Below are 23,634 nucleotides of genomic sequence, written 5' to 3'. Positions count from 1 at the left end.
CTGGAGACTCGCGACGCCCCGGAGACCTCCGACGGCCCCGAGACCCCCGACGCTACGGAGACCTCCGACGGCCCGGAGACCCCCGACGCTACGGAGATCCCCGACGCCGCGGCGGCGCCCGCAGGACCCAAGGCTCCGGAAGGGGCGCCCCGGCCCTAGGGGGCCAGGAACCCGCCCAGGACAGGACGGGCGGTCACCTGCCCCAAGGGGGGCAGGCCGCCACGCCCCAAGGGCCCCGCGAGTCCCCTACCGGGCCGGGCCTACCGGGCCGGGCCGGACCGTAAGGCGCCGTCGTCGCCTTACGGCTTCCCGCCGCTCCCCGCGCCCAGGTGCCGTTCCGCGAAGGCGATCTCCAGCCGGAGCTGCTTGACCCGCTCCTCCACCACCAGGGAGCCGTGCCCCGCGTCGTAGCGGTAGACCTCCAGGGGGTGGTCCCGGCGCTCCAGCCGCTCGACGTAGTTCTCGACCTGCCGGATGGGGCAGCGCGGGTCGTTCATCCCCGCCGAGATGTAGACCGGGGCGCGCACGTCGTCGACGTACGTCAGCGGTGAGGACGCGGCGAAGCGCTCCGGCACCTCCTCCGGGGTGCCGCCCAGCAGCGTGCGGTCCAGTGCCTTCAGGGCCTCCATCTCGTCGTGATAGGCCGTCACGTAGTCCGCCACGGGCACGGCGGCCAGGCCCAGCGCCCAGGCTTCCGGCTGGGTGCCGAGCCCCAGCAGCGTCAGATAGCCGCCCCAGGAGCCGCCGGCGAGCACCAGCCGCTCCGGGTCCGCCAGCCCGGACGCCACGGCCCAGTCCCGGACCGCCGCGATGTCCTCCAGCTCGATCAGGCCGACCCGGTGCTTGAGGGCGTCCGTCCACGCCCTGCCGTAGCCGGTCGAGCCCCGGTAGTTGACGCGCACGACCGCGAAGCCGTGGTCCACCCAGGCCGCCGGTCCGGCGGCGAAGGCGTCGCTGTCGTGCCAGGTCGGGCCGCCGTGGATGTCGAAGACGGTCGGGAAGGGTCCCTCGCCGGCCGGCTTCTGGATCAGGGCGTGCACCTTGCCGCCCGGTCCGTCCACCCACGCGTCGCTCACCGGCACCGAGTCCGGGGCCCGGCCCACGCCGCCCGGCGCCGGCGGCGGGTCCAGTACGACCTGCCCGGTCGTGGACCGCACGACCGGGGCCTTGGCGGCGGAGGACCACAGGAACTCCACCGTGCCGTCAGGGCGGGCCAGCGCGCCGGAGACGGTGCCCTCCGGGGTGTCCACGCGGGAGAGGGCGCCGTCGGCCAGGTCGTAGCGCCACAGCTCGCTGCGGGCCTGGAAGCTGTGCTCGATCAGCAGCGCGGACCCGTCCGGGTACCAGTCGGCGTCCAGATCGCCGGGCAGGTCGACGGCGAGTGCCGTCTCCTCACCCGTCGCCGCGTCCCACAGCATGGGCTCCCAGCGGCCGCGCCGCTGGTGCCCGACGAGCAGCCGGGAGTCACCGTCGACCGGGGCGAAGCCCATGGCGGCGAGGCCCAGCTCCTCCGTGCCGCCCCGGGTGTCGTCGAGCTCGGCGACCGTGGTGCCGTCCGTACGGACGATCCGGATCGCCGAGTGCATGGCGTCACCGTGCTCGGTGTGTTCGATCGCGATCAGGGTGCCGTCATGGGAGAAACCGCCCACGCCGGCGGACTCCTCATGGCGGTAGATCTCCACGGGCTCGGCATCGGGCCGCGCGACGTGGACGGTCGAGCCGCCCTTGTCCGTGGACCGGCCGACGACCGCCGTGCCGTCCCTGCCCAGGGCCAGGCCACCGGGGTAGGAGGGGTCGAGACCGGGCGTCGCCTCCTCGTTCGGCCCGCCGTGGAAGGGCTGGCGCATCCATACGCCGAACTCGTCGCCGTCCTTGTCGGAGAACCACCAGATCCATTCGCCGTCCGGCGACAGCAGCCCGCCCGTCGTGCCGTTCGGCCGGTCGGTCGCCTGGCGCTGCTCGCCCGTCGCGCGGTCCCAGGCGTAGAGCTCGAAGGTGCCCGTCACGTTCGAGACGAACAGTGAGCGGTCCGGGGCGTCCTCCGCCCACTTGGGCAGCCCCACCCGCGGCGCCCGGAAGCGCTTCTCCCAGTCCGGCATGGCCTCACTCGCCGCGCGCGCCGCCGCGCCGGCCTCCGCGGCCCCGTCACTCAGCTTGGACCCGTTGCTCTCAGTCATGGCCCCATTCTGCGCCGCCGGACCGACAACGTGTCGAGGAGAGCCCCAGCCTGTGGATAACTCCGTCCGGCACCGGTCGGGAAGGCACCCCGCCCGCCGACGACCGCGGAGACTCCGGGAGCGCACGCGAAGAGGGTCTCGGAAACGGCTCTGAAGTGGTGTTTCAGCTGTCCGGAGCGGCCTCGCCGCGCGTCATGTCGAAGGTCAGGTTCGAGAAGTCCCGGCCCTGGAGCACCGGGCCGTTCTGGGTGCCGCCGCTGATGCTGTTGTGCACATCGCCGCCCGGGGAACCGGCCTGTGCCCGCTGCCACCACTCGTCGAGCAGTGCGCGGAACTCGCCGTCCAGGGCCGCCCGTACGCCGAGGGCCGTCGCCAGCGCCTGTGCGCGCATCGGGTCGGCGGGGTCTCCCGCCAACGCGGCGGCTTCCAGCTCACCCGAGCTGACCTGGGGCGTCCCGTTGCCCTCCGGTCCCTGGGCCGCGGCCCACCCGAAGGGGCGCCGCACCAGCGCGGTGAGCCCTTGCCATGCCTGGCGCCCGGCTTCACTGCCGAGGCTGCCGGCCAGCGCGGCGAGTGCCGCTGCGGTGATCGGGTCCATGCTGGGACTCCCTCGCTCGGTGTCGGGTCGTCCCACCTTAGGTCGGCACCGCACCCCGTCGAAGTGGTTCCGGCACATCCAGGTCCGGGCCACGGACCACGGCCTCGGTGCGGCCGGCCGATATGTACGCATCGTCATGTTGCCGATGGGCCAATAGTGTTGGCGCATGGCCGAGGACACCTGGAACAGTCTGGACGGGCACGCGGAAGTGGTCGTCCAAGCTGGCCGCATCGGAGAGATTCACCAGCACTTTCACGGCGCGGAAGCGTCGGGCCGGCCCGTCCCCTGCCAACTCCCACCCGCGTTGGCCCGGTTCGAGAACAGACACGACGAGCGTGAGCGCATCACCCGTGCGGTCGAGGGCCACCCGGTGCACGGCGGACCCCTGGTCGTCGCGCTGACCGGTATCGGCGGCATCGGCAAGACGGCACTCGGGTTCCACATGGCTCGCGGCCTCACCGACCGGTACCCGGACGGAGTGCTCTACGTAGACCTCGACGACCTGCGCCGGGACGGTGTCGTCGAAGTCTCGGACGCTGTCGGGGAACTCCTGACGGGCATGGGCGTGACACCGGATTGGCTGGAAAAATCCCAGGGCGGTCGCAAAAAGCAGCTCTGGAGCAGGACAAAGGGCAAGCGGCTCATCGTGGTCGTCGACAACGCGCGCCTCGGGACCGAGGTGAACGAACTCCTCCCGTCATCGGACCTCAGCCTTGTGATCGTCACCAGCCAGGCCGCCCTGTACGACCTCGACGGCAGAGCCGCTGTCGAGGTGCCGGTGGGCCCGCTCGGGGTGGACGACGCCGTGCGGCTGCTGGGCCACCTCGTGGACGATCCCCGGCTGGCGGCGGAGCCGGAGGCGGTCGTCGATCTGGCACGAGGCTGCGGAGGGCTGCCGGCCGCCCTCCAGGTGGCCGGGCAGTGGGTGCGCAAGTACCGCAGGCGCAGCCTGTCCCGGCTCGTCGCGGAGCTCACGGCGGAGCTGCACGGGAAGGGTATTCCCATGGTCGAAGCCGTGTGGGATGCCGCGTACGCGGCTCTGCCACCGGAGGCGGCACGCCTGTACCGCCTGCTGCCCCAGCTTCCGGGCCCCGGCGTCACGAAATCGGTCGCCGCCGCTCTGCTCGGTCGCGCTCCACTCCTCGCGGAAGACGCCCTGGAGGAACTGGAGTCCGCGGGACTGCTCGAAGGGCTGACCGAGGGCTGGCGCATGCACAGCCTCTTGAGGGGGCATGCCGACCGTCGGGCACGGCAGGAGGACCCCGACGGGGCGGAGCGGGCCGGGGCCCGCCGTTCACTGATCACCTGGATCAGGCGCCAGGCCGCCCGCGCGGACCTCGTGGCGGCGGGGTCGCGGATGACGTTCGCGGAAGTGCCGGACTCCGCGGGCACCGACGTGCCCGACGTCGACTTCCCGGGGAAGCCGGAAGCGCTGCGGTGGCTGGATGCCCAGCGACACATCCTGTACGGGTGCGTCCGGTCGGCCTTCGAGGACGGGCTGTACGAGGACGCCTGGGCGTTGTGCGAGCCGTTGTGGACCCATTTCCTCGACCATCAGCACTACGCGGACATCATGGACGCGTTCCGTACGGGGGTGGCCGCGGCCGACCGCGCGGAGTACCTGCCGGCCATGGTGCGGATGAGGTGTCAGCTGGCCCGCCCGCTGTGGGAGCAGCGGCTGTACGAGGAGGCGGCCGAGCACCTGCGGCATGCCCTCAACGCCTCCGACGCCTTGGGGGAATCCGACCCGGAGCGCAAGTTGCGGGCCTCGACGGTGGAGTTCCGAGGGCTGCTCAAGGCAGAGACCGGGGACTGGACCGGAGCCGCCGCGGACTTCGAAGCGTCGAAGGCGGTCCACGCGGAGATCGGCAACGAGTACGGCGTACTGCTGCAGACGTACCTGCTGGGAAAGACCGCGCTGCGGAGCGGGCAGCACCAGGAGGCCGTCGTACCGCTGCGCGAAGCCTTCGAGATGGCCCGGCTCCAGAAGCGGGAGCGCATGACCGCGCGGACCGCGTTCGAACTGGGCCGCGCGCTGCGCCTGAGCGGCCGTCCCGAGGAGGCCCGCCCCTTGGTCGGCGCCGCGCTCGACGGTGCCCGGAGGCGCGGTTCCCGCACGGACGAGGTCCGGGTCCTGGAGGAGCTCGCCGACCTGGCGGACGCCTTCGGTGAAACGCGCACCGCCGAGGCGCACCGTACGGCCGCGAGGCGCATCGCGACCGAGTGCGGGGGAGTCGCCCCCGAGGGTCAGAGCTCGTAGTCGAGGTCGTCCGTATCCGCGGGGGCCAGGTGCACGCGGACGGCGACCGGTCCTATGTCGCACGTCAGCCACACGGGCAGGGCGCGCGTCGCGTTGGCTCCCAGCCAGACGTGCACCGCGGACGCCACGGCCACAGGGTCGGCGTAGGAGACCCTGCCGGCGTCGTGGCGGGGCTCCATGCGGAGGTGGAGCAGACCGGCCTTCCGGTGCCTGAGCAGGCACCGCCGGCGTGTCAGGACGGCGACCGCCGTCCGGCAGCCCGGAGCCTCCGCCAGGACGTGGGCCGTCCAGCCGCTCGCCGTCCACACGGTCGCCCGAGTGCGAGGGGCGGTGTCCTCCTTACGGCGCCACAGCACGGCCGCGCTCTGCACCTCGCGGGGCCCGGCGGTGGGGTACTCGGCCGCCACGTGGTGCACGGGCTCCCGCGTGTGTACGGGGAAGCGCTCGACGGCGACCCGGTCACCCGAGACCTCGGCCCGTACCGCGAAGGCCCGTGGCCGCCGGGGCGCGGCGGAGGGCGCGGGGAACGCCCGGGCTTCCGGCGGGTCCGCCGGCGGGCGCAGCCCGAGCAGCCGGTAGAGGTGCTGCCGTAGCAGGGGAAGCGCTTCGCCCTGCCGCGCGAACGCGGCGGAGGCGTGGCCGCGGGCGTCCACCGTAAGGGCAGCCCGGAGGACTTCGGGCAGATCCGAGGCTGCCGAGAGGTGGGGGGCGGCGGCCAGCAACCGTGCCATCGGGCTGTCGGGTATCAGCTCGTGGCCGCCGTCGTACGCGCCTATCACCGGGTGGCCGAGGGCCGCGGCGTACAGCGCGGTGGAGCCGTGGTCGGTGACTACGGCATCGGCCGCGGCCAGCAGCGCGGCCCATTCCTCGTACGGGCGGGAGAGGACGAGGCCCGCCGCGAGGGCTGGGGCGAGCCACCGGGACAGGTCGAACCTCCCGGTGCCGCTGTGCTCGTTGGGGTGCAGAACCAACGCGACTTGGAAGGAGTCGTGGGGCAGGAGCGCGCTGAGGTCGGCCGGCAGGCCAGGGCGGCGGGCCAGCAGGGACTCGGGTCCCCATGTGGACACGAGGACGATGAGCCTGCGCGGCCCCGTGCCCAGGGCATCGCGGTACTCCGCCCGGTGGGGGACGGACGCGAGGAGCCGGTCCAGGGTGGGATCACCGACCACGGCGGCCCGGCGGGCGGTCACAGGGCAGTGACGTGCCAGGCGGGACACCTGCTCCTCGTGCGCCAGGGCGTGCAGGTCGGCCCAGGGCTCGCCCTCTGCCAGCAGGTAGTGGGGATCGAGGCCCGATGGAACACCGGCCGAGCCGTCGTCGGAGACCGTCTTGTTGAAGCCGGCTCCGTGAGGCAGCAGCGCCCGGGGTCCCGACAGCTGCCGGAGCGCCCCCTTGGGGCTCGCGGCCAGGATCAGGTCATGCTCGGTCCGAAGGGCCTCGTCCCAGGCGAGAGTGCGGGCGCCGGCGCGGTCCAGGGCCGAAAGGGCGTCGACGTCGAAGTCTGAGCCCGGGACCAGCGTGAACCGGGTGGTGACCCGGTTGTCCCCGTCGAACGCCGGCAACACGTCGAGGAGCCGGTGCAGGGCTCCTGCGGACCGCACGGCGACCAGTACTGCCCGCTGCCCGCTGCCCGCTGCCCGCTGCCCGCTGCCCGCTGCCCGCTGCCCGCTGCCCGCTGCCCGCTGCCCGCTGCCCGCTGCCCGCTGCCCGCTGCCCGCTGCCCGCTGCCCGCTGCCCGTCAAATTGTTAATTGTACTGGTAACAGGCGATTTGCAGGACTCGGGTCGACAGGGCAGGTCAGGGGCGTCGTAGGGAGCCTGGTTCGGCATGTCCCTGATCGTAGCGGGCGCGGAACGCCCCCTTGCACGGCCTGAGTCCAGTACGGTGACCATGGGTTGGAGATCCCGAGAGGCGGTGGTTCATGAGCGTGCAGGACGGTTCGGAACGCCCGGCGCCGACGAGGATCACGAACAGCCTTCCCGGCAATGTCGACGGGCAACTGGTCCAAGCCGGTGTCGTCAACGGCGCCATCACCTTTAATTACCACGCGGGACCCGAGGCGCCACCGGACCGGCGCCCCGACCAGGTCCCGAGACCACCACGCGGCTTCGTCAACCGCCGTCAGGAGCTGGCCGAAGTGGACGGTTTACTCGCCCACAGCGATCCCGCCGGCTGCCCGATCGGCGTCTTCAGCGGGCTCCCCGGGATCGGCAAGACGGCCGCCGCCTGCCAATGGGCCCACAGCAACCAGCTCCGCTTCCCCGACGGACAGATCTTCGTCGACTTCGCCGGGCTGCGCGCGGGCACCGGCGGGGACGTGTCCGAAGCGCTCGCCACCTGCCTGCGCGCCCTGGGCGTGCGGGACCGGTTCCTCCCCACGGGCTTCGCCGACCGTACGGCTCTCTACCGTGACCTGTCGGCCAAGCGCAGGATGCTCGTGGTGCTGGACGACGTGACGCGCCCGGCGCAGGTCACCGCCCTCCTTCCGCAAGGGCCGGGCAGCGCGGTGCTGGCGACCAGCACATGGCGCCTGGGCGAGCTCGTCCTCGACGGAGCATCCCTGCTCCAGCTCGACGTCCTCGACACCGACAGCGCCCTGGAGCTGTTGTCGGCCCTCTGCGGTCCCCGGCGGATCGCGGACGAAGCGGAGGCCGCGGCCCGGCTGGTCGAACTCTGCGGCGGCCTGCCGGTCGCCCTGCGCATCTGCGGTGCGCGGCTGCTGACCCATCGCCGCCTGACGATCGGCGCGCTGGTCGCCGAGCTGTCCGATGAACAGAGCCGCCTCAGTCGCATCGCCGTGTCCTCAGCACACGAGGAGCGCACCGTGTCCGCAGCCCTTGAGCTGACTTACCGGGACCTCCCCGAAGCCGCCGCTCGCATGTACCGGACACTCGGCTATCTGCCGGGCCTGAGCTTCGACACCGCCGTCGCCGCCGCGGCCGCCGGGCTGCACACGACGGCCCGGGCCCAAGAGGCGCTGGACGTCCTGGAGGCCGCCAGCCTGCTCTCGGTGACGGATGACCGCAGGTACGCACTGCACGGCCTGGTCCGGCTGCACGCCAGGGACACCGCCCGTGCCCTTGAACCGCCCGGCACGGAACGGGAGACGGTCCGCAGGGTGACCGGCCACTACCTCGTGCTGACCACCGCGGCGGACCTCGCGGTCCGGGCCGACCGGCTCCGGATCGCCCGACGGGACTGCCCGGCCGGCACACCCGGTCCGAGTGCCGACCCCGGACCGTTCGCCGACGCGACCGACCCCGGCCGCGACGCGATCAGCTGGCTGGAGGCCGAACGGGCCAACATCCTCGCCGTGCTCCGGGCCGCGTCCGGCTTCGACCTCGACCGTTCCGTGTGGCAGACGGCCGAAGCGTTCACCGCCCTCTTCCTCCACCACCGGCACCTCGCGGACTGGCGGGAGTCTCTCGAACTGGGCGCCGAAGCGGCCCGGCGTGACGGCGATCCGGCCGCCGAGGCCCGGCTGCGCAGCCTGCTGTCCAGGCCACTGCTCGACCTGGGCCAGGACGAACAGGCGAAGGCGCAACTGGACATGGCCGAGCAGCTCGCCGTGGAGTCGGGGCATCTGGTCCTCCAGGCATCGGTCCAGGAGTTCCTCGGCCGTTACTGGGACCTGCACGACCCGGCCCGTGCGGTGGACGCGTACCGTACGTCGCTCGCACTCAACACCGAAGCCGGGGAGGAGCGGGGCGAGGCCCTGGCCCGTTACTTCCTGGGCTGCGCGCAGAGCGTGGCCGGCGACCACGCCACGGCCCTGACCGCCCTCTCCCGGGCCCGGGAGGCGTTCCTCTCCCTGGGCGACGAGCGGATGGCGGCGCGGTCCCTGGCCGACACCGGCCGGGCCTTGGCCCGTACCGGTGCGCGCGGGGAGGCGGCGGCAGCCCTGTCCCGGGCCGCCGACGAGCTGCACCAGGGCGGGGCCTCGCACTACGAAGCCCGGGCGCTGGAAGACCTGGCGGACCTGCTGGACGACCCTGAGGCCGTCCGGGGCTGCCTGCGTCGTGCCCTTACGGTCTACGAGAAGGGCGGCAGCCCCCGGGCGGCCGCGGTCCTGGCCCGGCTCACCGCCGGCTGATCCGCGGCCGGCGGCACCGGGCGGAGCAGCAGCTTCTGCCGACGCGTGCCGTGCACCAGGACCATTGCGGTGACATCCAGAGGCATGCCGAGGCGCAGGCGTACGTAGACCGCCGCCGCGGCTGTGCCGGGGTCAGGACCCGGCCCGTCCGCAGCGCCGACGTGCACGAGCCGTCCGTCGCGCGTCCCGACGACGCAGCCGTCCTCCCCGGTCAGCGCGGCGATCCGCGCCCCGGGGAAATCGGCCAGGCAGGACGCCACGCGCTGCCGCCCCGCCTCGGGTGGGAGCACCTCCGACGCCGAGCAGACGACGGTGGCGCTTTCGGTGAGCCGGGTGTCCGGCTCGTCGACATCGCAGGCCAGGTGCCAGAACACGGTTTCGCCCTCTGCTGTCTCCCCGGCCAGCGCGGCGGGAAAGCGGCTGATCTCCACCTGGAGTTCGCCCCCGGTGCCCCGTACGACAGAGGTGCGCACCATGAGCGATCGCGCCCGGGTGGTGTCCGGGGCCGGGATCGGGAAGGCCCGCGGCCCGCGGCCCGGCTGCTTCGGCTGGGGGAGGCCGAGGAGGCTGTAGACCAGCTCCCGCAGTCTTGGCAGGGCCTGGCCGGGCTCGGCGAAGGCCGCCGCGCTGACCGCGGCGAACCGGTCCGCCCGGTGACCGGCCACCGCCGCCGCCAGCTGCGGCCGCAACGGCCGGCCTGTCTCCAGCCGCGCCGCCGCCGAGCGGAGCGCGTACCCGGCCGTACCGGGAACGGCCTCCGACCCGAACGCGCCGAGTACGACGGGCCGCCCGAGCGCCGCTCCGTACAGCGTCACGGACCCGTGGTCCCCGATCACCAGGTCCGAGGCCACCAGGGCCTGCTGCCAGCCGTCCGTGGGGTCGACGGCGATCAGGCCGGCTTCCAGGGCGCTCTGCTGCATGACCCGGACCTGCCAGGCCCCATGGCCGGACCAGATGTTCGGGTGCAGCACCAGCGCCACCCGGAACTCATCGGCCGGGAGCTGGGCCAGCAGATCCGCCGGAAGCCCCGGCCACGATCCGGCCAGCGACTCCTCGCCCCAGGTCGAGCTCACCAGGACCAACTGCTGACCGGGAACCACGCCGAGGGCCGAACGGTAGCGTTCCCGCCACCGCGCGCTCGCCCGGAGCCGGTCGAGGCACGGGTCGCCGACCAGCACCGTCCTGCCGGCCGTACCGGGATGGGCGGCTGCCAGCTGGGACTCCTGGTCGGGATGGGACACCGCGAGCCAGGCGCGCCGGGCGGCCAGCAGGTCGTCGTGGACCAGCCCGGAGAGCCGGGTGCCCGAACCGGCCGAATCGGGGACCTGCTTGTGGAACCCGACCCCGTGCGGAAGCACCAGCACCGGATAGCGGCCGAGCGGCACCTTGATGTTCTCGGAGGCGGACAGCAGCAGGTCGGGCGAGATCTCCGCGAGCTGGGGCCATGGCAGGGTGCGGCAGCCCAGCGAGCGGAGCAGGTCGAGCACACCGTCGTTGAAAGCGGACGTCGGGTCGTACGCGAACACCACGGTGATCCGCGGATCGTCGTGCAGGATCTCGGGCACGACGTCCAGTACGCGAACCAGTGAGGTCACCGTTCGCGCGGCGACCACCACCGTCCGCTCGCCGCCAAAGGTCCGCCAGCGTGCGGCGTCGGGCCCTACGGGGACGAGAATGCGCTCGTCGGACTCCATCGCGTACCTCCGCCCGACGGCAGGATCGCACACGTCCTGGTCAGACGGCCTCCCGGCTCCCGGCTCCCGGCTCCCGGCTCCCGGCTCCCGGCTCCCGGCTCCCGGCTCCCGGCTCCCGGCTCCCGGCTCCCGGCTAGCCTCGTACCACCCCCATGGGTGCTTAGCAACCGTTCCACCACCTTCTCCTCACGGAAGGCTACTTGCCGGATAGGCGCTCGGACAGATGAAGCGCTGGAGGCGCGACGGTGCCCAACGTGCTTGACCATCTGTCTGTTCACCCCGGCGGTCTCCGGCTGGCACCCGCAGAAGGCGCCTCAGGGTGTGTGTTCCGGGTCACTGTCGCTACCTTCGACGGGTACACCGAAAAGCAGGTCAGGCCCGGTTTCTTCTCAGAAGAAACCGGGCCTGACCTGCTTTTTCAGCTGTCGGGGTGGCGGGATTTGAACCCACGACCTCTTCGTCCCGAACGAAGCGCGCTGCCAAGCTGCGCTACACCCCGATTGTCGCTTCAGGCCCTGCTTTCGCAGTCCCCGGCGCAACGAGCTCTACTTTAGCGGACCGGAGCCCAGAGACGAAATCCGATTCCGTGGGCCTCGCAGGTGGGGGCGTATGCGGTCGAGGAGGACCAGGGCGAGGGCCAGGCCGTAGAAGGCCAGGCCGAAGACGACGGCGTTGGCGGCTATGCCTTGGTAGCCGTGGAGGTCTACGTCCAGGAAGGGGTACGGGTAGCGGCCCTCGGTGCCGGGGTCGAGGAGGGCGCCTCTGACCAGGGCGAAGGGGAGGTACAGGAGCGGGTAGGCCAGCCACTGCCACGCGTGGCGCAGGAGGAAGCCGCCGGGCGCCGTGAGCACGAGCCAGTCGAAGGCGGCCGCCAGCGGGGTCACGGTGTGGAGGAGCTGGTTGGCGATCGACTCCAGGGGCGTGCGCTCGCTCGTCATGGAGAAGCCGCTGGAGTCGTTCGAGAGCACGAAATGGAAGACCAGGCCCGTGATGGAGATGAACAGCAGCGCCGCCCCCGTGATCCTCGGGGAGAGCGCCGGGCGTGCGGTCCAGGCACGCTGGGCCGCCCAGGCGAAGGTGACCGCCACCAGGATGTTGGACTGGATCGTGAAGTAGCTGAAGAGCCGGCCGAGGTCGTCGGAGTCGATCGAGTCCAGGACGATGCCGGTGAGCGCGGCCAGGGCCACCAGCGCGCGGAAGGCCGCCGCGAAGGGGCGGCGGCCGGCCGACGTGACGGCGGACGCGGGAACGGCCGCCGCGTCGGACGCGCTGCGCCGGGTGGTGGAGGAATGTGTCGGTTCGAGCATTCCCCCACCGTACGGGTGGGCTGCGGGAACCTTCCTGGTCCGGGACCTCCGGACGGTTCAGGGGCCCTCTGGTCCGGGGCCCTTCGGTTCCCGGGTGTCCCCGGTCCGGAAGCCCCCGGGCCCGCCCCGCTCAGTCCCGGGCGACCAGTGTGAGGAGCGTCGCCTCCGGCGGGCAGGCGAAGCGGACCGGGGTGTAGCGGTTCGTGCCGCATCCGGCCGAGACGTGGAGGTACGAGCGGTGGCCGCCGGCCTGGTGGGTGGAGAGGCCCTTGACCCGCTTCGTGTCGATGTCGCAGTTGGTGACCAGCGCCCCGTAGAAGGGGATGCAGAGCTGCCCGCCGTGCGTGTGTCCCGCGAGGATCAGCGGGTAGCGGTCGGCGGTGAAGGCGTCGAGCACCCGGAGGTACGGGGCGTGCACGACGGCCAGGGAGAAGTCGGCGTCCTCCCGCGGGCCGCCGGTCACCTCCGCGTACCGGTCGCGCTTGATGTGCGGGTCGTCGAGGCCCGTGAGGGCGATGTCGTAGCCCTCGACCTTGAGGTTGCCGCGGGTGTTCGTGAGGTTGACCCAGCCCGCCGCGTCGAAGCCGTCGCGCAGCTCCTCCCAGGGGTTGTGGATCACACCGACCGCCGGGGCGTTCCCGTTCAGCCCGTGCCGGCCGCTGGCCTTCTCCAGGAGGTAGCGGGCGGGGTTGCGCAGCTTCGGGCCGTAGTAGTCGTTCGAGCCGAAGACGTACGCGCCGGGGAACTCCATCAGCGGACCGAGCGCGTCCAGGGTCTCCGGCACGCCCTCGGGGTCGGAGAGGTTGTCACCGGTGTTGACGACGAAGTCCGGGCGCAGCCCGGCCAGCGACTGGAGCCAGCGCTGCTTCTTCCGCTGGCCGCCGACCATGTGGATGTCCGAGACCTGGAGCACCCGCAGCGGCCGCATCCCCCGCGGCAGCACGGGGACCGTGATCCGTCGGAGGCGGAAGGAACGGACCTCGAAGCCGGCGGCGTAGGCGATGCCCGCCGCGCCGACCGCCGTGATGCCCAGGGGTACTCCGTATCGCGCGCGCATGGTGCCCATCGTCGCAGACCGCCGGGGCGTTCCGTGACCCGGTCCGGCTCCGTGGGGCGGCCCGCAGAGCTCCCGGACGCGCCCCGGCGGCAGGGGAGTTGCCCGGGCCCACGGGGCTCCGGTCCGGCGCACCGGGCGTTAATGCGGCGCACTCCGCGTCCCGCAGTGCGAAGATTGCGGCATGACCACGCTCAAGTCCACGCTTCACGACGACCTCACGACCGCCATCAAGGCGCGTGACGAGCTGCGCTCCTCCACGCTCCGCCTCACGCTCTCCGCCATCGCCTACGAGGAGACCGCCGGCAAGACCTCTCGTGAGCTGTCCGACGAAGAGGTGCTGAAGGTGATCACGCGCGAGGCGAAGAAGCGCCGCGAGGCCGCCGAGGCGTTCGACAAGGGCGGCCGCGCCGAGTCCGCCGAGCGCGAGCGTGCCGAGGGCGAGGTGCTCGCCACCTACCTGCCGCAGCAGATGTCGGACGAGGAGCTGGCCGCCGTCGTCGCGGAGGCCGTCGCCGAGGCCAAGGCCGGCGGCGCCGAGGGCCCGCGCGCCATGGGCGCCGTCATGAAGATCGTGAAGCCGAAGGTGGCCGGCCGGGCCGAGGGCGGCCGGGTTTCCGCCGAGGTGAAGAAGCTCCTCGCGGGCTGACGCCGAAGGGCGGCCGGGGCGGCCGGGTACGTCGGCCGGTCGGCGGACGCCGGCCGGTAAAGGCGGAGGCCGGCCCCAAGGCCATGCCGGCTGCCGACCGCCCGGGCCAATGCCGGAGCACAAGACGAAGGGGGCGCCCGGACCGTTCGGTCCGGGCGCCCCCTCCTCTTTACCGGTGAACCCGGCGATCCCAGTGATCCTTACCGGCGATTCCGGCGATTCCGGCGATCCCAGTGATCCCGGCGGTCAGTTCCCGCCGACGATCCCCGGCCCCGGCGGCTGGTTCCGCTTGCCGCCGCCCTGCTTGTTGCCACCGGCGCCCGGCTTGCCCCGGCCGCGGCCCGCGCCGGCCTTGTCCGAGTCCTGCCCGCGGTCCGCGTCCGCCACCGGCACGGTGTCGAAGGACGGCGCCGGCTTGTCCTCCAGCGCGCCGGTCATGGCGTCGCGCCAGATCGGACCCGGCGTGTCACCGCCGTAGACCTTGTCGTGGTAGACGCCGCCGATGCTGATGTTCTCCATCTCGACGTCCTTACCGGGGCCGCCGACCCACACCGCGCCGGCCATGTTCGGGGTGTAGCCGACGAACCAGGCGGCCTTACGGCCGTCCGTCGTACCCGTCTTGCCCGCGCTGTCCCGGCCGCCCAGACCGGCCTCCTTACCGGTGCCGTCCTCGACCACGCCCTTGAGCAGGGTGTTGACGGTGTCGGCGGTCTGCTCGGACATGGCGCGCGAGCACTGCGTCTTCGGCACGTCGATGCTCTTGCCGTTGGGCCCGGTCGCCGAGGTGATCAGGACCGGGGTGCAGTACTTGCCGCCGTTGGCGAAGGTGGCGTAGGCGGCCGCCATCCGCAGCGGGGACATGCCCTGCGTGCCGAGGGCGATCGACGGCACCTGGTCCATCTTCTTGCCGGAGGCGGGCTTGAGGCCCAGCTTCGACGCCATCTTGGTCACCGGGCAGGTGCCGGTGTCGCCGATCATCTGGATGAAGTAGGTGTTGACCGACTTCGCCGTGGCCTCCCGCATCCCGTACGGGCCGACCTCGCTCCGGTTCTCGTTGTTGACCATCTCCCCGCCGCCGTTGCGCCACGTGCCGTCGCACGTCTCGACCTCGTCCGGGTAGGGCATCCGGAAGGGCGAGGAGTAGGTCTTGTTCGGCGAGAAGCCCTCCTCGAGGGCGGCCGCCGCGAGGATCGGCTTGAAGGTCGAACCGGTCTGGAAGCCGTAGTTCGAGCCGCCCTGCGCGTGGTCGGCCGAGAAGTTGATCTGTGTCTGGTTCTCGCCGAAGCCGTACGGCCGCGACTGTCCCATGCCGAGCACCTTGCCGGAGCCGGGCTCGACGATCGATACCGCGGTGGCCACCGAATCGTTCTGGTAGACGTGATCGCTGATCGACTTCTGCACCGACTTCTGGGTCTGCGGGTCCAGGGTCGTGCGGATCGTCATGCCGCCTTCGTTCCACCGCTTGGCACGCGCCTCCTTGGTCTTGCCGAAGACGGGGTCCTGGAGGAAGGTCTCGCGGACGTAGTCGCAGAAGAAGCCCGCGCCGTCGACGGCCGTGATGCAGCCGCTCTTCGGCCGGGTGATCTTGAGCTTGAGCGGTTTGGCCTGCGCGGCGGTGGCCTCGGCCGGGGTGATGTTCTTCAGGTCGGCCATGCGCTGCAGCACGGTGTTGCGGCGCTTGGTGGCCTCCTTCGGGGCGTTGACGGGGTCGAAGCGGCTCGGCGACTGGACGATGCCGGCCAGCAGCGCGGACTCGTCCAGCGTGAGGTCCTTGGCGCGCTTGCTGAAGTAGCGCTGCGCGGCGGCCTCCACCCCGTAGGACTGCTGCCCGAAGAAGGTGATGTTCAGGTAGTTATTGAGGATCCTCTTCTTGCCCAGCTCCTTCTCGACCTGGATGGCGTACTTCAGCTCCTTGACCTTCCGGCCGAGGGTCTGCTGGGTGGCGACGGCGACCTTGTCGGGGTCGTCGCCGGCCTCCTCCACGAAGATGTTCTTCACGTACTGCTGGGTGAGGGTGGACGCGCCCTCGGAGACGCCGCCGGACTGGGCGTTCTTGTTGAGGGCGCGGAGCACGCCCTTGAGGTCGACCGCCCCGTGCTCGTAGAACCGCGCGTCCTCGATGGCGACGATCGCCTGCTGCATATAGGGCGAGATCTCGTTCAGGGGCACGACCGTGCGGTCACGGGAGTACACCTTGGCGATCTCGCCGCCCTTGGCGTCGAGGATGGTGGTGCGCTGACTGAGCGGTGGAGTCTTGAGGCTGGCGGGGATCTCGTCGAACCCCTCGACGGACTCCTTCGCCACGAGCCCGAAGGCGCCGACCGCAGGCAGGGCCAGCCCCGCCAGAACCGCTCCGGAGAGCACGCTGACACCGAGGAATTTCGCGGCCTGCCGGGTCTTGCTGTGACCCTCGCCCGAGCGCTTCTTAGCCATGAAGGGAAGCCTACGTTCTCATTCGGCGGACAGACGCCCGTGTGTTCGCCTACGCTGTTTCACGCCAGTCACTGCGGTGCCATTCGACACCACCTTCGGCCTCACTCTTGTGAGTGATGAGACGTGTCCGTATTGCCGTCTGTGTCACTTCATGCCCGCCGTGACAAGGGTGAACTGCCCCGATATGCAGGGGTTGGTCGCCTATGTCGCCAGGTCACTCCGTTGGGTGATCTGCCGCGTACGCATAGTCCGTTCGGGCCATCCAAGATTGGGCCCGAAGGGGGTGTTGCCCCCTGTCCGCCTTCCGTAACGTCCTCAACTGGCAACGGTGAATATGCCGCTGCCGCCGTGGGGGAGCCTCGATTCGGGAGAGGACGGCGCCAGCATGGGCTGGGTAACCGACTGGAGTGCGCAGGCAGCCTGCCGCACTACCGATCCGGATGAACTATTCGTTCAGGGCGCAGCGCAGAACAGGGCCAAGGCGGTATGCACCGGGTGCCCGGTGCGCACCGAGTGCCTCGCGGACGCGCTGGACAACCGCGTGGAGTTCGGTGTGTGGGGCGGCATGACGGAGCGTGAGCGCCGTGCGCTGCTCAGGCGCCGCCCGACGGTGACCTCCTGGCGCAGGCTCCTGGAGACCGCCCGCACGGAATACGAGCGGGGCGCGGGCATCCTGCCGCTGGGCGACGAGGAGTACGGCGCGTACGCCGCGGTCGGCTGACCGGGCCCGCGGCCAGGGTCCCCCGGGTACGGGCCGGGCCCCTCGGGTGCCGGTGCCCTCACCCGGCGTCCACCACGCGGCCCGCACGGCCCCGTGTCAACGCCCCCCGCCGACGCCTACGCCCGGCGTTCACCGCTTGGCGTCACCGCCCGACGTGCCCACGGCGTCGTCGGTGACCTCCGGGCCGGCCCCGGCCGCGCCGGTGCTCGCGGTGGCGCTCTCCACGGTCGTGGCGGCGGGCTGAGCGGCGAGGAGTTCGCCGATCGCCCGCAGGCCCGCCAGGTCGTGCACATCACCCGGCAGGGCGGCGACCTCCGCCACCGCGACCTCGGGGTGCAGCGCGGTGAAGCGGTCACGCGTGCGGCGCTCGCGTGCGAGCACCCGCATCCGCTCGGCGTGCAGCCGGAGCAGACCGGCGGTCAGCCGTGCGGTGGAGTCTCCCGACGAGGTGGGCTGGGGGAGGCCCTTGCCGTCGGGAGCGCCGTGAGTGCTTTCAGGAGTCTTTTCGGAAGTGCTCTCAAGGGCGTTCTCAGGAGCGCTTTCGGGAGTGCCCTCGGGCGGGAGCGCGGGAGTGCCGGTACCCGGGGCATCGACGGTACGTGAGCCAGCTTGCCCGCTGTCACGATCCACAATGCCGCCGCCGTCAAGATTTTCCGACGTATCCGATGTACGCCTTGTATTCCCCGTCCTCCCCGCGACCGTCGCCGTACCGGCTCCGCCCGCCCCTTCTCCCGGGGGCGCGGCCGGGGCCGGGACCCGGCCCGGGGACTGCTCTCCGGCGCCGTCCAGCAGCGCCTCGGCGGCGGCCAGTGCCCGGTCCGCCGGGAGCCGTGCGGCCCCGCTGCCGTGCACCCGGTTGAGCACCAGCCCCGCCAGCGGCATCCGCTCCGCGGCCAGCCGCTCCACGAAGTACGCCGCCTCGCGCAAGGCGTCCCGCTCCGGCGCCGCGACGACCAGGAAGGCCGTACCGGGCGCCTGGAGCAGCCGGTACGTGGCATCGGCGCGGGTACGGAATCCGCCGAACATGGTGTCCATCGCCGCCACGAAGGTCTGTACGTCACGCAGCAGCTGGGCCCCCATCAGTTTGTTGAGGGGGCCGCTCATCACCGACATGCCGACGCCCAGGAACTTCATCCCCGCCCGGCCGCCGAGCTTCGCCGGGGCCATCAGCACCTTGATGAACTTGCCGTCCAGGAAGGAGCCCAGGCGCCCGGGGGCGTCCAGGAAGTCCAGCGCGGAGCGGCTCGGCGGGGTGTCCACGACGATCAGGTCCCACTCGTCGCGCGCGCGGAGCTGGCCGAGCTTCTCCATGGCCATGTACTCCTGCGTGCCCGCGAAGCCGGCCGACAGGGACTGGTAGAAGGGGTTCTCCAGGATGGCGCGGGCGCGCTCCGCGTCGGCGTGCGCCTCGACGATCTCGTCGAAGGTTCGCTTCATGTCGAGCATCATGGCGTGCAGCTCGCCGCCCGCGGAGGTGTCCGTACCGGGGACGCGGCGCGGCACGTTGTCGAGGGCGTCGATGCCTATCGACTGGGCGAGCCTGCGGGCCGGATCGATGGTGAGGACGACGACGCGCCGCCCGCGCTCGGCCGCGCGGAGGCCGAGGGCCGCGGCGGTCGTGGTCTTGCCGACGCCGCCCGAGCCGCAGCACACCACGATGCGGGTGCGGGGGTCGTCCAGTACGGGGTCGATGTCGAGGACGGCGGCCTTGTCGAGGCCGTTCGGCTGGTCCGGCAGGGTCAACGCGCCACTCCTTGTTTCCGCAGTTCCCGTGCCATGCGGTAGAGCCCCGCCAGGTCCATGCCGTCGCCGAGCAGCTCCAGCTCGTACGTGGGCAGGCCGAGGCCGGCTATCTCGGTGCGGCCGCTGCGCTCCAGGGCGAGCCGCTCGGTGTGCTCGCGGGCCTGTGCCACCAGCGGGTCGACGAGCGCCTCGGCGAGGCCCGTGTGGCGGCCGCCGCCGAGGCCGGTCCGCTCCAGGGCGTACCGGAGGGTCTCGGCGACCTCCGCGCGGGCGCCGTTCCCGGCGACCTCCACGGCGGCCTCGTCCAGGATCTCCGGGCGCACCATGTTGATGACGACGCCGCCCACCGGCAGCTGGGCCGCACGCAGCTCCGCGATGCCGTCCACGGTCTCCTGGACGGGCATCTCCTCCAGGAGGGTCACCAAGTGCACGGCCGTCTCGGGTGACTTGAGCACCCGCATCACGGCCTGCGCCTGGTTGTGGATGGGGCCGATCCGGGCCAGCCCGGCGACCTCGTCGTTGACGTTGAGGAAGCGGGTGATGCGGCCGGTGGGCGGCGCGTCCATGACCACGTGGTCGTAGACGAAACGGCCCGCGCGATCCTTACGGCGGACGGCTTCGCACGCCTTGCCCGTAAGGAGGACGTCGCGCAGGCCCGGTGCGATGGTCGTCGCGAAGTCGATCGCGCCGAGCTTCTTCAGCGCGCGCCCGGCGCTGCCGAGCTTGTAGAACATCTGGAGGTAGTCGAGGAGGGCCCGCTCGGCGTCGATCGCGAGGGCGAAGACCTCGCCACCGCCGCCCGGCGCGACCGCGATCCTGCGCTCCTCGTAGGGCAGGGCCTCGGTCTCGAAGAGCTGGGCGATGCCCTGCCGTCCTTCGACCTCGACCAGAAGGGTGCGTCCGCCCTCGGAGGCGAGGGCGAGCGCGAGGGCCGCGGCCACCGTGGTCTTGCCGGTACCGCCCTTGCCGCTGACGACATGGAGCCTGCTCATGAATCGGAGCCTAACCAGTCGCCGAGCGGGCTACGCACGAGGCTGTCGGTGTCAGGCATTACAGTCGGGCCCATGACCAAGTGGGAATACGCGACTGTGCCGCTCCTCGTGCACGCGACCAAGCAGATTCTGGACACCTGGGGCGAGGACGGCTGGGAGCTCGTCCAGGTCGTTCCCGGCCCGAACGACCCGGCGCAGCTGGTGGCCTACCTCAAGCGGGCCAAGGCGTGAGCGCCGTCGAGGCCCGGCTGGCCGAGCTCGGCCTGACGCTGCCGGACGTCGTGCCGCCGCTGGCCGCCTATCAGCCGGCCGTCCGCAGTGGCGCCTACGTGTACACCGCGGGCCAGTTGCCGATGGTCAAGGGCGCCATCCCCGTGACCGGCAAGGTCGGTGCCGAGGTCAGCGCCGAGCAGGCCAAGGAGCTGGCGGCGGTCTGCGCGCTCAACGGCCTGGCCGCGGTGAAGTCCGTGGTCGGTGACCTCGACAAGATCGTCCGCGTGGTGAAGGTCGTCGGTTTCGTCGCCTCCGCCCCGGACTTCACCGGCCAGCCCGGTGTCCTCAACGGCACGAGCGAGCTGCTCGGCGAGATCTTCGGTGAGAAGGGCGTGCACGCGCGCTCCGCCGTGGGCGTCGCGGTGCTGCCGCTGGACGCGCCGGTCGAGGTCGAGTTCCTGGTCGAGGTCCGGGACTGAGCCACGGACCGGTTCATGGACCGGTTCATGGACTGGTCCACGGACCGGTCCATCGGCCGGTCCACCGGGGCGGCCGGTAAGGCCCGGTTGCCCTCGAACATCCGCGCGTGAGCGCATAGCATCCGGCCATGTCGACTTCGAACGGCCAGTGGTACCCGCCGGAGTGGCCGGACCGGATCAGAGCGCTCACGAACGGCGAGCTCCGGCCCACGGCGCCGCGCCGTGCGGCCACGGTGCTGCTGCTCCGTGACGGAGCGGACGGACCCGCCGTCCATATGCTGCGCAGACGCGCCTCCATGGCCTTCGCCGGAGGCGCGTACGCGTATCCGGGCGGCTCGGTCGACCCGCGGGACGCGCGCGACGTGCCCTGGGCGGGCCCCTCGCGCGCCCAGTGGGCCGCGCGCCTGGGCGTGGACGCCGCCGTGGCCCAGGCCATCGTCTGCGCCGCCGTCCGGGAGACCTTCGAGGAGGCGGGCGTACTGCTGGCGGGCCCCACGCCCGACACCGTCGTCGCGGACACCACCGACGACACCTGGGAGGCCGACCGCGCCGCCCTGGTCGGCCGGGAGCTGGCCTTCGGCGACTTCCTCGACCGGCGCGGCCTGGTCCTGCGCAGCGACCTGCTGGGCGGCTGGGCCCGCTGGATCACTCCGGAGTTCGAGCCGCGCCGCTACGACACCTGGTTCTTCGTGGCCGCCCTCCCGGAAGGGCAGCGCACCCGCAACGCCTCCACGGAGGCCGACCGCGTCGCGTGGATCCGCCCGGCCGAGGCCGCGGCCGGCTACGACCGGGGCGACCTGCTGATGATGCCGCCCACCATCTCCACCCTGCGTTCCCTCCGCCCTTACGGCTCGGTGGCGGAGGCGCTGGCGGCGGCGGGTGAGCGGGATCTCACACCCGTACTCGCGCGAGCGCGCCTCGTCGACGGCCGGATCGTGCTGAGCTGGCCCGGGCACGACGAGTTCACCAAGCACGTGGCCGCCCACCACGACGTCCCGGGACCCTCGGAGGCCGACTCATGACATCCGCTACCGACCTTCCCGGCCGGCCCCGCGAGGGCGCGCCCGGCGGTCCCGCGACCGCCCGGGCGACGTGTGTGCTCGCGCCCAACCCGTCCGCGATGACGCTCGACGGCACCAACACCTGGATCGTCGCCGAACCCGACTCCGACCTCGCCGTCGTCATCGACCCCGGCCCGCTCGACGAGGCCCACCTCCGGGCCGTCGTCGCGACCGCCGAGGCCGCGGGCAAGCGGGTGGCCCTCACCCTTCTCAGCCACGGCCACCCCGACCACTCGGACGGCGCGGCCCGTTTCGCGGAGCTCACCGGGACGCCGGTGCGGGCCCTGGACCCCGCGCTGCGGCTGGGGGGCGAGGGGCTCGGCGTGGGGGACGTCATCACCACCGGCGGCCTGGAGCTGCACGTCGTCCCCACCCCCGGGCACACGGCGGACTCCCTGTGCTTCCACCTCCCCGCCGACCGGGCGCTGCTCAGCGGCGACACGATCCTGGGCCGTGGCACCACCGTCGTCGCCCACCCCGACGGGCGGCTCGGCGACTACCTGGACTCGCTGCGCAGGCTGCGGGCGCTCGTGGTCGAGGAGGGCGTGGAGCTGGTGCTGCCCGCCCACGGGCCCGTGCTGACCGACGCCCGGGGCGCCATCGACTACTACCTCGTGCACCGGGCGAAGCGGCTCGCGCAGGTGGAGACCGCTGTGGAGAGCGGCCACCGCACGTCGGGCGAGGTGGTCGCCCACGTCTACGCGGACGTCGACCGGTCGCTGTGGCCCGCCGCGGAGCTGTCCGTGCGGGCGCAGCTGGAATACCTCGGGGAGCACGGCCTGATCTGAGGCCGCGTACCGGCGTCGCCGATGACGCCGCCGCCCCGCTCTCCGGCGAGCGGGGCGGCGGCGCGGCCGTAGCGGCCGGCAGCTCGCCGATCATGAGAACCGCCTGGACGCCCTGGAGTGCGGGCGGTGACCACTTCCCTCACCGGCAGTCCCTACGGGCCTGCTGGCCCTGCTCACGGCCCTCTACGGCACGTTCGCGCGGTGAGGCAGGCCGTCGGGTACGTGCACTGGTGATGCCCCGGCCGTCCCCGTGACCGGCCCTTACGCGCGTGACGGCCGGCCTTCCGCGGCAGTCCGCCTCCCGGTCGCCCCGGTCGCCCCGGTCGCCCCGGTCGCCCCGGTCGCCCCGGTCGCCCCGGTCGCCCCGGTCGCCCCGGTCGCCCCGATTCCCCCGTCGCGCGCCACCACTCGCTGCCGTCGTGCCACCGCATGCCGAAGGCCCCCGCCGTTCCCGGCGGGGGCCTTCGGTGTGTTCACGGGTGCGTTCCCTCACGGGCGCCCCGGGGGCGTACGCCCCCTTCGCGTCAGCGGGACCGCTTGGCGAGCCGCTCCACGTCCAGCAGGATCACGGCGCGGGCCTCCAGCCGGAGCCAGCCACGGCCCGCGAAGTCCGCGAGCGCCTTGTTGACCGTCTCGCGCGAGGCGCCGACCAGCTGGGCCAGCTCCTCCTGGGTGAGGTCGTGCACCACGTGGATGCCTTCCTCGGACTGCACGCCGAAGCGGCGCGACAGGTCCAGGAGCGCCTTGGCGACGCGGCCGGGGACGTCGGAGAAGACGAGGTCCGACATCGAGTCGTTGGTCCGGCGCAGACGGCGCGCGACGGCACGCAGCAGCGCGGTCGCCACCTCGGGCCGGGCGTTCAGCCAGGGCTGGAGGTCGCCGTGGCCCAGGCCGAGCAGCTTGACCTCGGTCAGGGCGGTGGCGGTGGCGGTGCGCGGTCCGGGGTCGAAGAGCGACAGCTCCCCGATGAGCTCACCCGGGCCGAGGACGGCCAGCATGTTCTCGCGGCCGTCCGGGGAGGTGCGGTGGAGCTTCACCTTGCCCTCGGTCACCACGTAGAGCCGGTCGCCGGGGTCCCCTTCGTGGAACAGGGCGTCGCCCCTCGCGAGGGTCGCCTCGCCCATGGAGGCGCGCAGCTCAGCGGCCTGCTCGTCATCGAGCGCCGCGAAAAGCGGGGCGCGCCGCAGAACGTCGTCCACGAGTTCTCTCCTTGTCGACATGCACAGAGGACCGTGGTCCCCATGATGCCCGTCGGTAAAACTGTGTGATCAAACACAAGTGTCGCGCATCGTCGCCGGAAGCCCTACGGCAGGGGTCCGATCGGGCTGCGGTTTTCCCACGCGCGGGCAGGATGTCGGCGCCGGGCTTTAGT

18 protein-coding genes and 1 tRNA gene are annotated in these 23,634 nt (G+C 72.3%); 8 read left to right on the top strand and 11 right to left on the bottom strand.

Annotation, left to right across the window (positions count from 1 at the left end; translation table 11 throughout):
- Nucleotides 1–299 precede the first annotated feature (299 nt).
- Both AF335_RS11655 and AF335_RS11650 read right to left on the bottom strand, forming a co-directional pair.
- Nucleotides 300–2,177, bottom strand: coding sequence for a S9 family peptidase (locus AF335_RS11655; RefSeq protein ID WP_102918260.1), 1,878 nt, complete (start codon nucleotides 2,175–2,177; stop codon nucleotides 300–302).
- Nucleotides 2,178–2,340: 163 nt separating this feature from the next.
- Nucleotides 2,341–2,775 (bottom strand): hypothetical protein, encoded by a 435-nt coding sequence (locus tag AF335_RS11650; protein WP_102918259.1) that lies wholly within the window; start codon nucleotides 2,773–2,775, stop codon nucleotides 2,341–2,343.
- Nucleotides 2,776–2,941: 166 nt separating this feature from the next.
- Between AF335_RS11650 and AF335_RS11645 the strand changes: the two genes are divergently transcribed.
- Nucleotides 2,942–5,035 (top strand): tetratricopeptide repeat protein, encoded by a 2,094-nt coding sequence (locus tag AF335_RS11645; protein WP_102918258.1) that lies wholly within the window; start codon nucleotides 2,942–2,944, stop codon nucleotides 5,033–5,035.
- Here the strand turns inward: AF335_RS11645 and AF335_RS11640 are convergent.
- Complete coding sequence (locus AF335_RS11640) at nucleotides 5,023–6,636, bottom strand: translation initiation factor 2 (protein WP_184743595.1); 1,614 nt, start codon at nucleotides 6,634–6,636, stop codon at nucleotides 5,023–5,025. The two genes, AF335_RS11645 and AF335_RS11640, sit on opposite strands and share 13 nt — an antisense overlap.
- Nucleotides 6,637–6,956: 320 nt before the next feature.
- Here AF335_RS11640 and AF335_RS11630 point away from each other — a divergent pair, with 320 nt between their 5' ends.
- Nucleotides 6,957–9,128 carry an NB-ARC domain-containing protein gene (locus AF335_RS11630; protein ID WP_102918256.1) on the top strand — a complete coding sequence of 724 codons (2,172 nt, stop codon included), beginning with the start codon at nucleotides 6,957–6,959 and terminating at the stop codon, nucleotides 9,126–9,128.
- On the opposite strand, the gene AF335_RS11625 is transcribed toward AF335_RS11630, so the two are convergent.
- The 4 genes from AF335_RS11625 to AF335_RS11610 all read right to left on the bottom strand — a co-directional run bounded on the left by AF335_RS11625 (nucleotide 9,068) and on the right by AF335_RS11610 (nucleotide 13,186).
- Complete coding sequence (locus tag AF335_RS11625; protein WP_102918255.1) at nucleotides 9,068–10,822, bottom strand: CDP-glycerol glycerophosphotransferase family protein; 1,755 nt, start codon at nucleotides 10,820–10,822, stop codon at nucleotides 9,068–9,070. The two genes, AF335_RS11630 and AF335_RS11625, sit on opposite strands and share 61 nt — an antisense overlap.
- Nucleotides 10,823–11,247: 425 nt before the next feature.
- A tRNA-Pro gene (locus tag AF335_RS11620) sits at nucleotides 11,248–11,321 on the bottom strand.
- 46 nt (nucleotides 11,322–11,367) lie between these two features.
- Nucleotides 11,368–12,129: a Pr6Pr family membrane protein gene (locus tag AF335_RS11615; RefSeq protein ID WP_102918254.1), complete on the bottom strand. Its 762-nt coding sequence runs from the start codon at nucleotides 12,127–12,129 to the stop codon at nucleotides 11,368–11,370.
- A gap of 130 nt (nucleotides 12,130–12,259) precedes the next feature.
- Entirely contained in the window at nucleotides 12,260–13,186 is a 927-nt protein-coding gene (locus AF335_RS11610) for a metallophosphoesterase (protein ID WP_102918737.1), read from the bottom strand.
- 181 nt (nucleotides 13,187–13,367) lie between these two features.
- Between AF335_RS11610 and AF335_RS11605 the strand changes: the two genes are divergently transcribed.
- Nucleotides 13,368–13,832 (top strand): GatB/YqeY domain-containing protein, encoded by a 465-nt coding sequence (locus AF335_RS11605; protein WP_102918253.1) that lies wholly within the window; start codon nucleotides 13,368–13,370, stop codon nucleotides 13,830–13,832.
- Between the two features lie 246 nt (nucleotides 13,833–14,078).
- Here the strand turns inward: AF335_RS11605 and AF335_RS11600 are convergent, their stop codons facing one another.
- Nucleotides 14,079–16,265: a transglycosylase domain-containing protein gene (locus AF335_RS11600; protein WP_102918252.1), complete on the bottom strand. Its 2,187-nt coding sequence runs from the start codon at nucleotides 16,263–16,265 to the stop codon at nucleotides 14,079–14,081.
- Between the two features lie 385 nt (nucleotides 16,266–16,650).
- Here AF335_RS11600 and AF335_RS11590 point away from each other — a divergent pair, with 385 nt between their 5' ends.
- The gene (locus tag AF335_RS11590) at nucleotides 16,651–16,986 is read left to right on the top strand and encodes a WhiB family transcriptional regulator (protein ID WP_184743573.1); all 336 of its coding nucleotides are present in this window, start codon (nucleotides 16,651–16,653) and stop codon (nucleotides 16,984–16,986) included.
- A gap of 129 nt (nucleotides 16,987–17,115) precedes the next feature.
- Here AF335_RS11590 and bagB read toward each other — a convergent pair whose 3' ends face one another.
- Both bagB and bagA read right to left on the bottom strand, forming a co-directional pair.
- Entirely contained in the window at nucleotides 17,116–18,729 is a 1,614-nt protein-coding gene (gene bagB, locus AF335_RS11585; RefSeq protein WP_228773268.1) for an ATPase BagB, read from the bottom strand.
- Nucleotides 18,726–19,721 (bottom strand): ATPase BagA, encoded by a 996-nt coding sequence (gene bagA / locus AF335_RS11580; RefSeq protein WP_102918251.1) that lies wholly within the window; start codon nucleotides 19,719–19,721, stop codon nucleotides 18,726–18,728. Before bagA ends, bagB begins: the two co-directional genes overlap by 4 nt.
- Before the next feature lie 72 nt (nucleotides 19,722–19,793).
- Here bagA and sp36 point away from each other — a divergent pair, with 72 nt between their 5' ends.
- From sp36 to AF335_RS11565, 4 genes are all read left to right on the top strand, one after another.
- The gene (sp36, locus tag AF335_RS34060) at nucleotides 19,794–19,952 is read left to right on the top strand and encodes a Sp36 family protein (protein WP_146045503.1); all 159 of its coding nucleotides are present in this window, start codon (nucleotides 19,794–19,796) and stop codon (nucleotides 19,950–19,952) included.
- Nucleotides 19,949–20,413 carry a RidA family protein gene (locus tag AF335_RS11575; RefSeq protein ID WP_102918250.1) on the top strand — a complete coding sequence of 155 codons (465 nt, stop codon included), beginning with the start codon at nucleotides 19,949–19,951 and terminating at the stop codon, nucleotides 20,411–20,413. The genes sp36 and AF335_RS11575 overlap by 4 nt, the downstream gene beginning before the upstream one ends.
- A 128-nt stretch (nucleotides 20,414–20,541) precedes the next feature.
- On the top strand, nucleotides 20,542–21,435 hold the full coding sequence (locus tag AF335_RS11570; RefSeq protein ID WP_102918249.1) for an NUDIX hydrolase: 894 nt from the start codon (nucleotides 20,542–20,544) through the stop codon (nucleotides 21,433–21,435).
- Nucleotides 21,432–22,262: an MBL fold metallo-hydrolase gene (locus tag AF335_RS11565; RefSeq protein WP_102918248.1), complete on the top strand. Its 831-nt coding sequence runs from the start codon at nucleotides 21,432–21,434 to the stop codon at nucleotides 22,260–22,262. The genes AF335_RS11570 and AF335_RS11565 overlap by 4 nt, the downstream gene beginning before the upstream one ends.
- A gap of 524 nt (nucleotides 22,263–22,786) precedes the next feature.
- On the opposite strand, the gene AF335_RS11560 is transcribed toward AF335_RS11565, so the two are convergent.
- Nucleotides 22,787–23,461, bottom strand: coding sequence for a Crp/Fnr family transcriptional regulator (locus tag AF335_RS11560; protein ID WP_030367278.1), 675 nt, complete (start codon nucleotides 23,459–23,461; stop codon nucleotides 22,787–22,789).
- Nucleotides 23,462–23,634 lie beyond the last annotated feature (173 nt).

It is taken from the genome of Streptomyces eurocidicus (assembly GCF_002891295.1).
Classification (GTDB): domain Bacteria; phylum Actinomycetota; class Actinomycetes; order Streptomycetales; family Streptomycetaceae; genus Streptomyces; species Streptomyces eurocidicus.
Note: the sequence above shows the minus strand (reverse complement) of the source record. Positions and strands in the feature narration are given on the sequence as shown.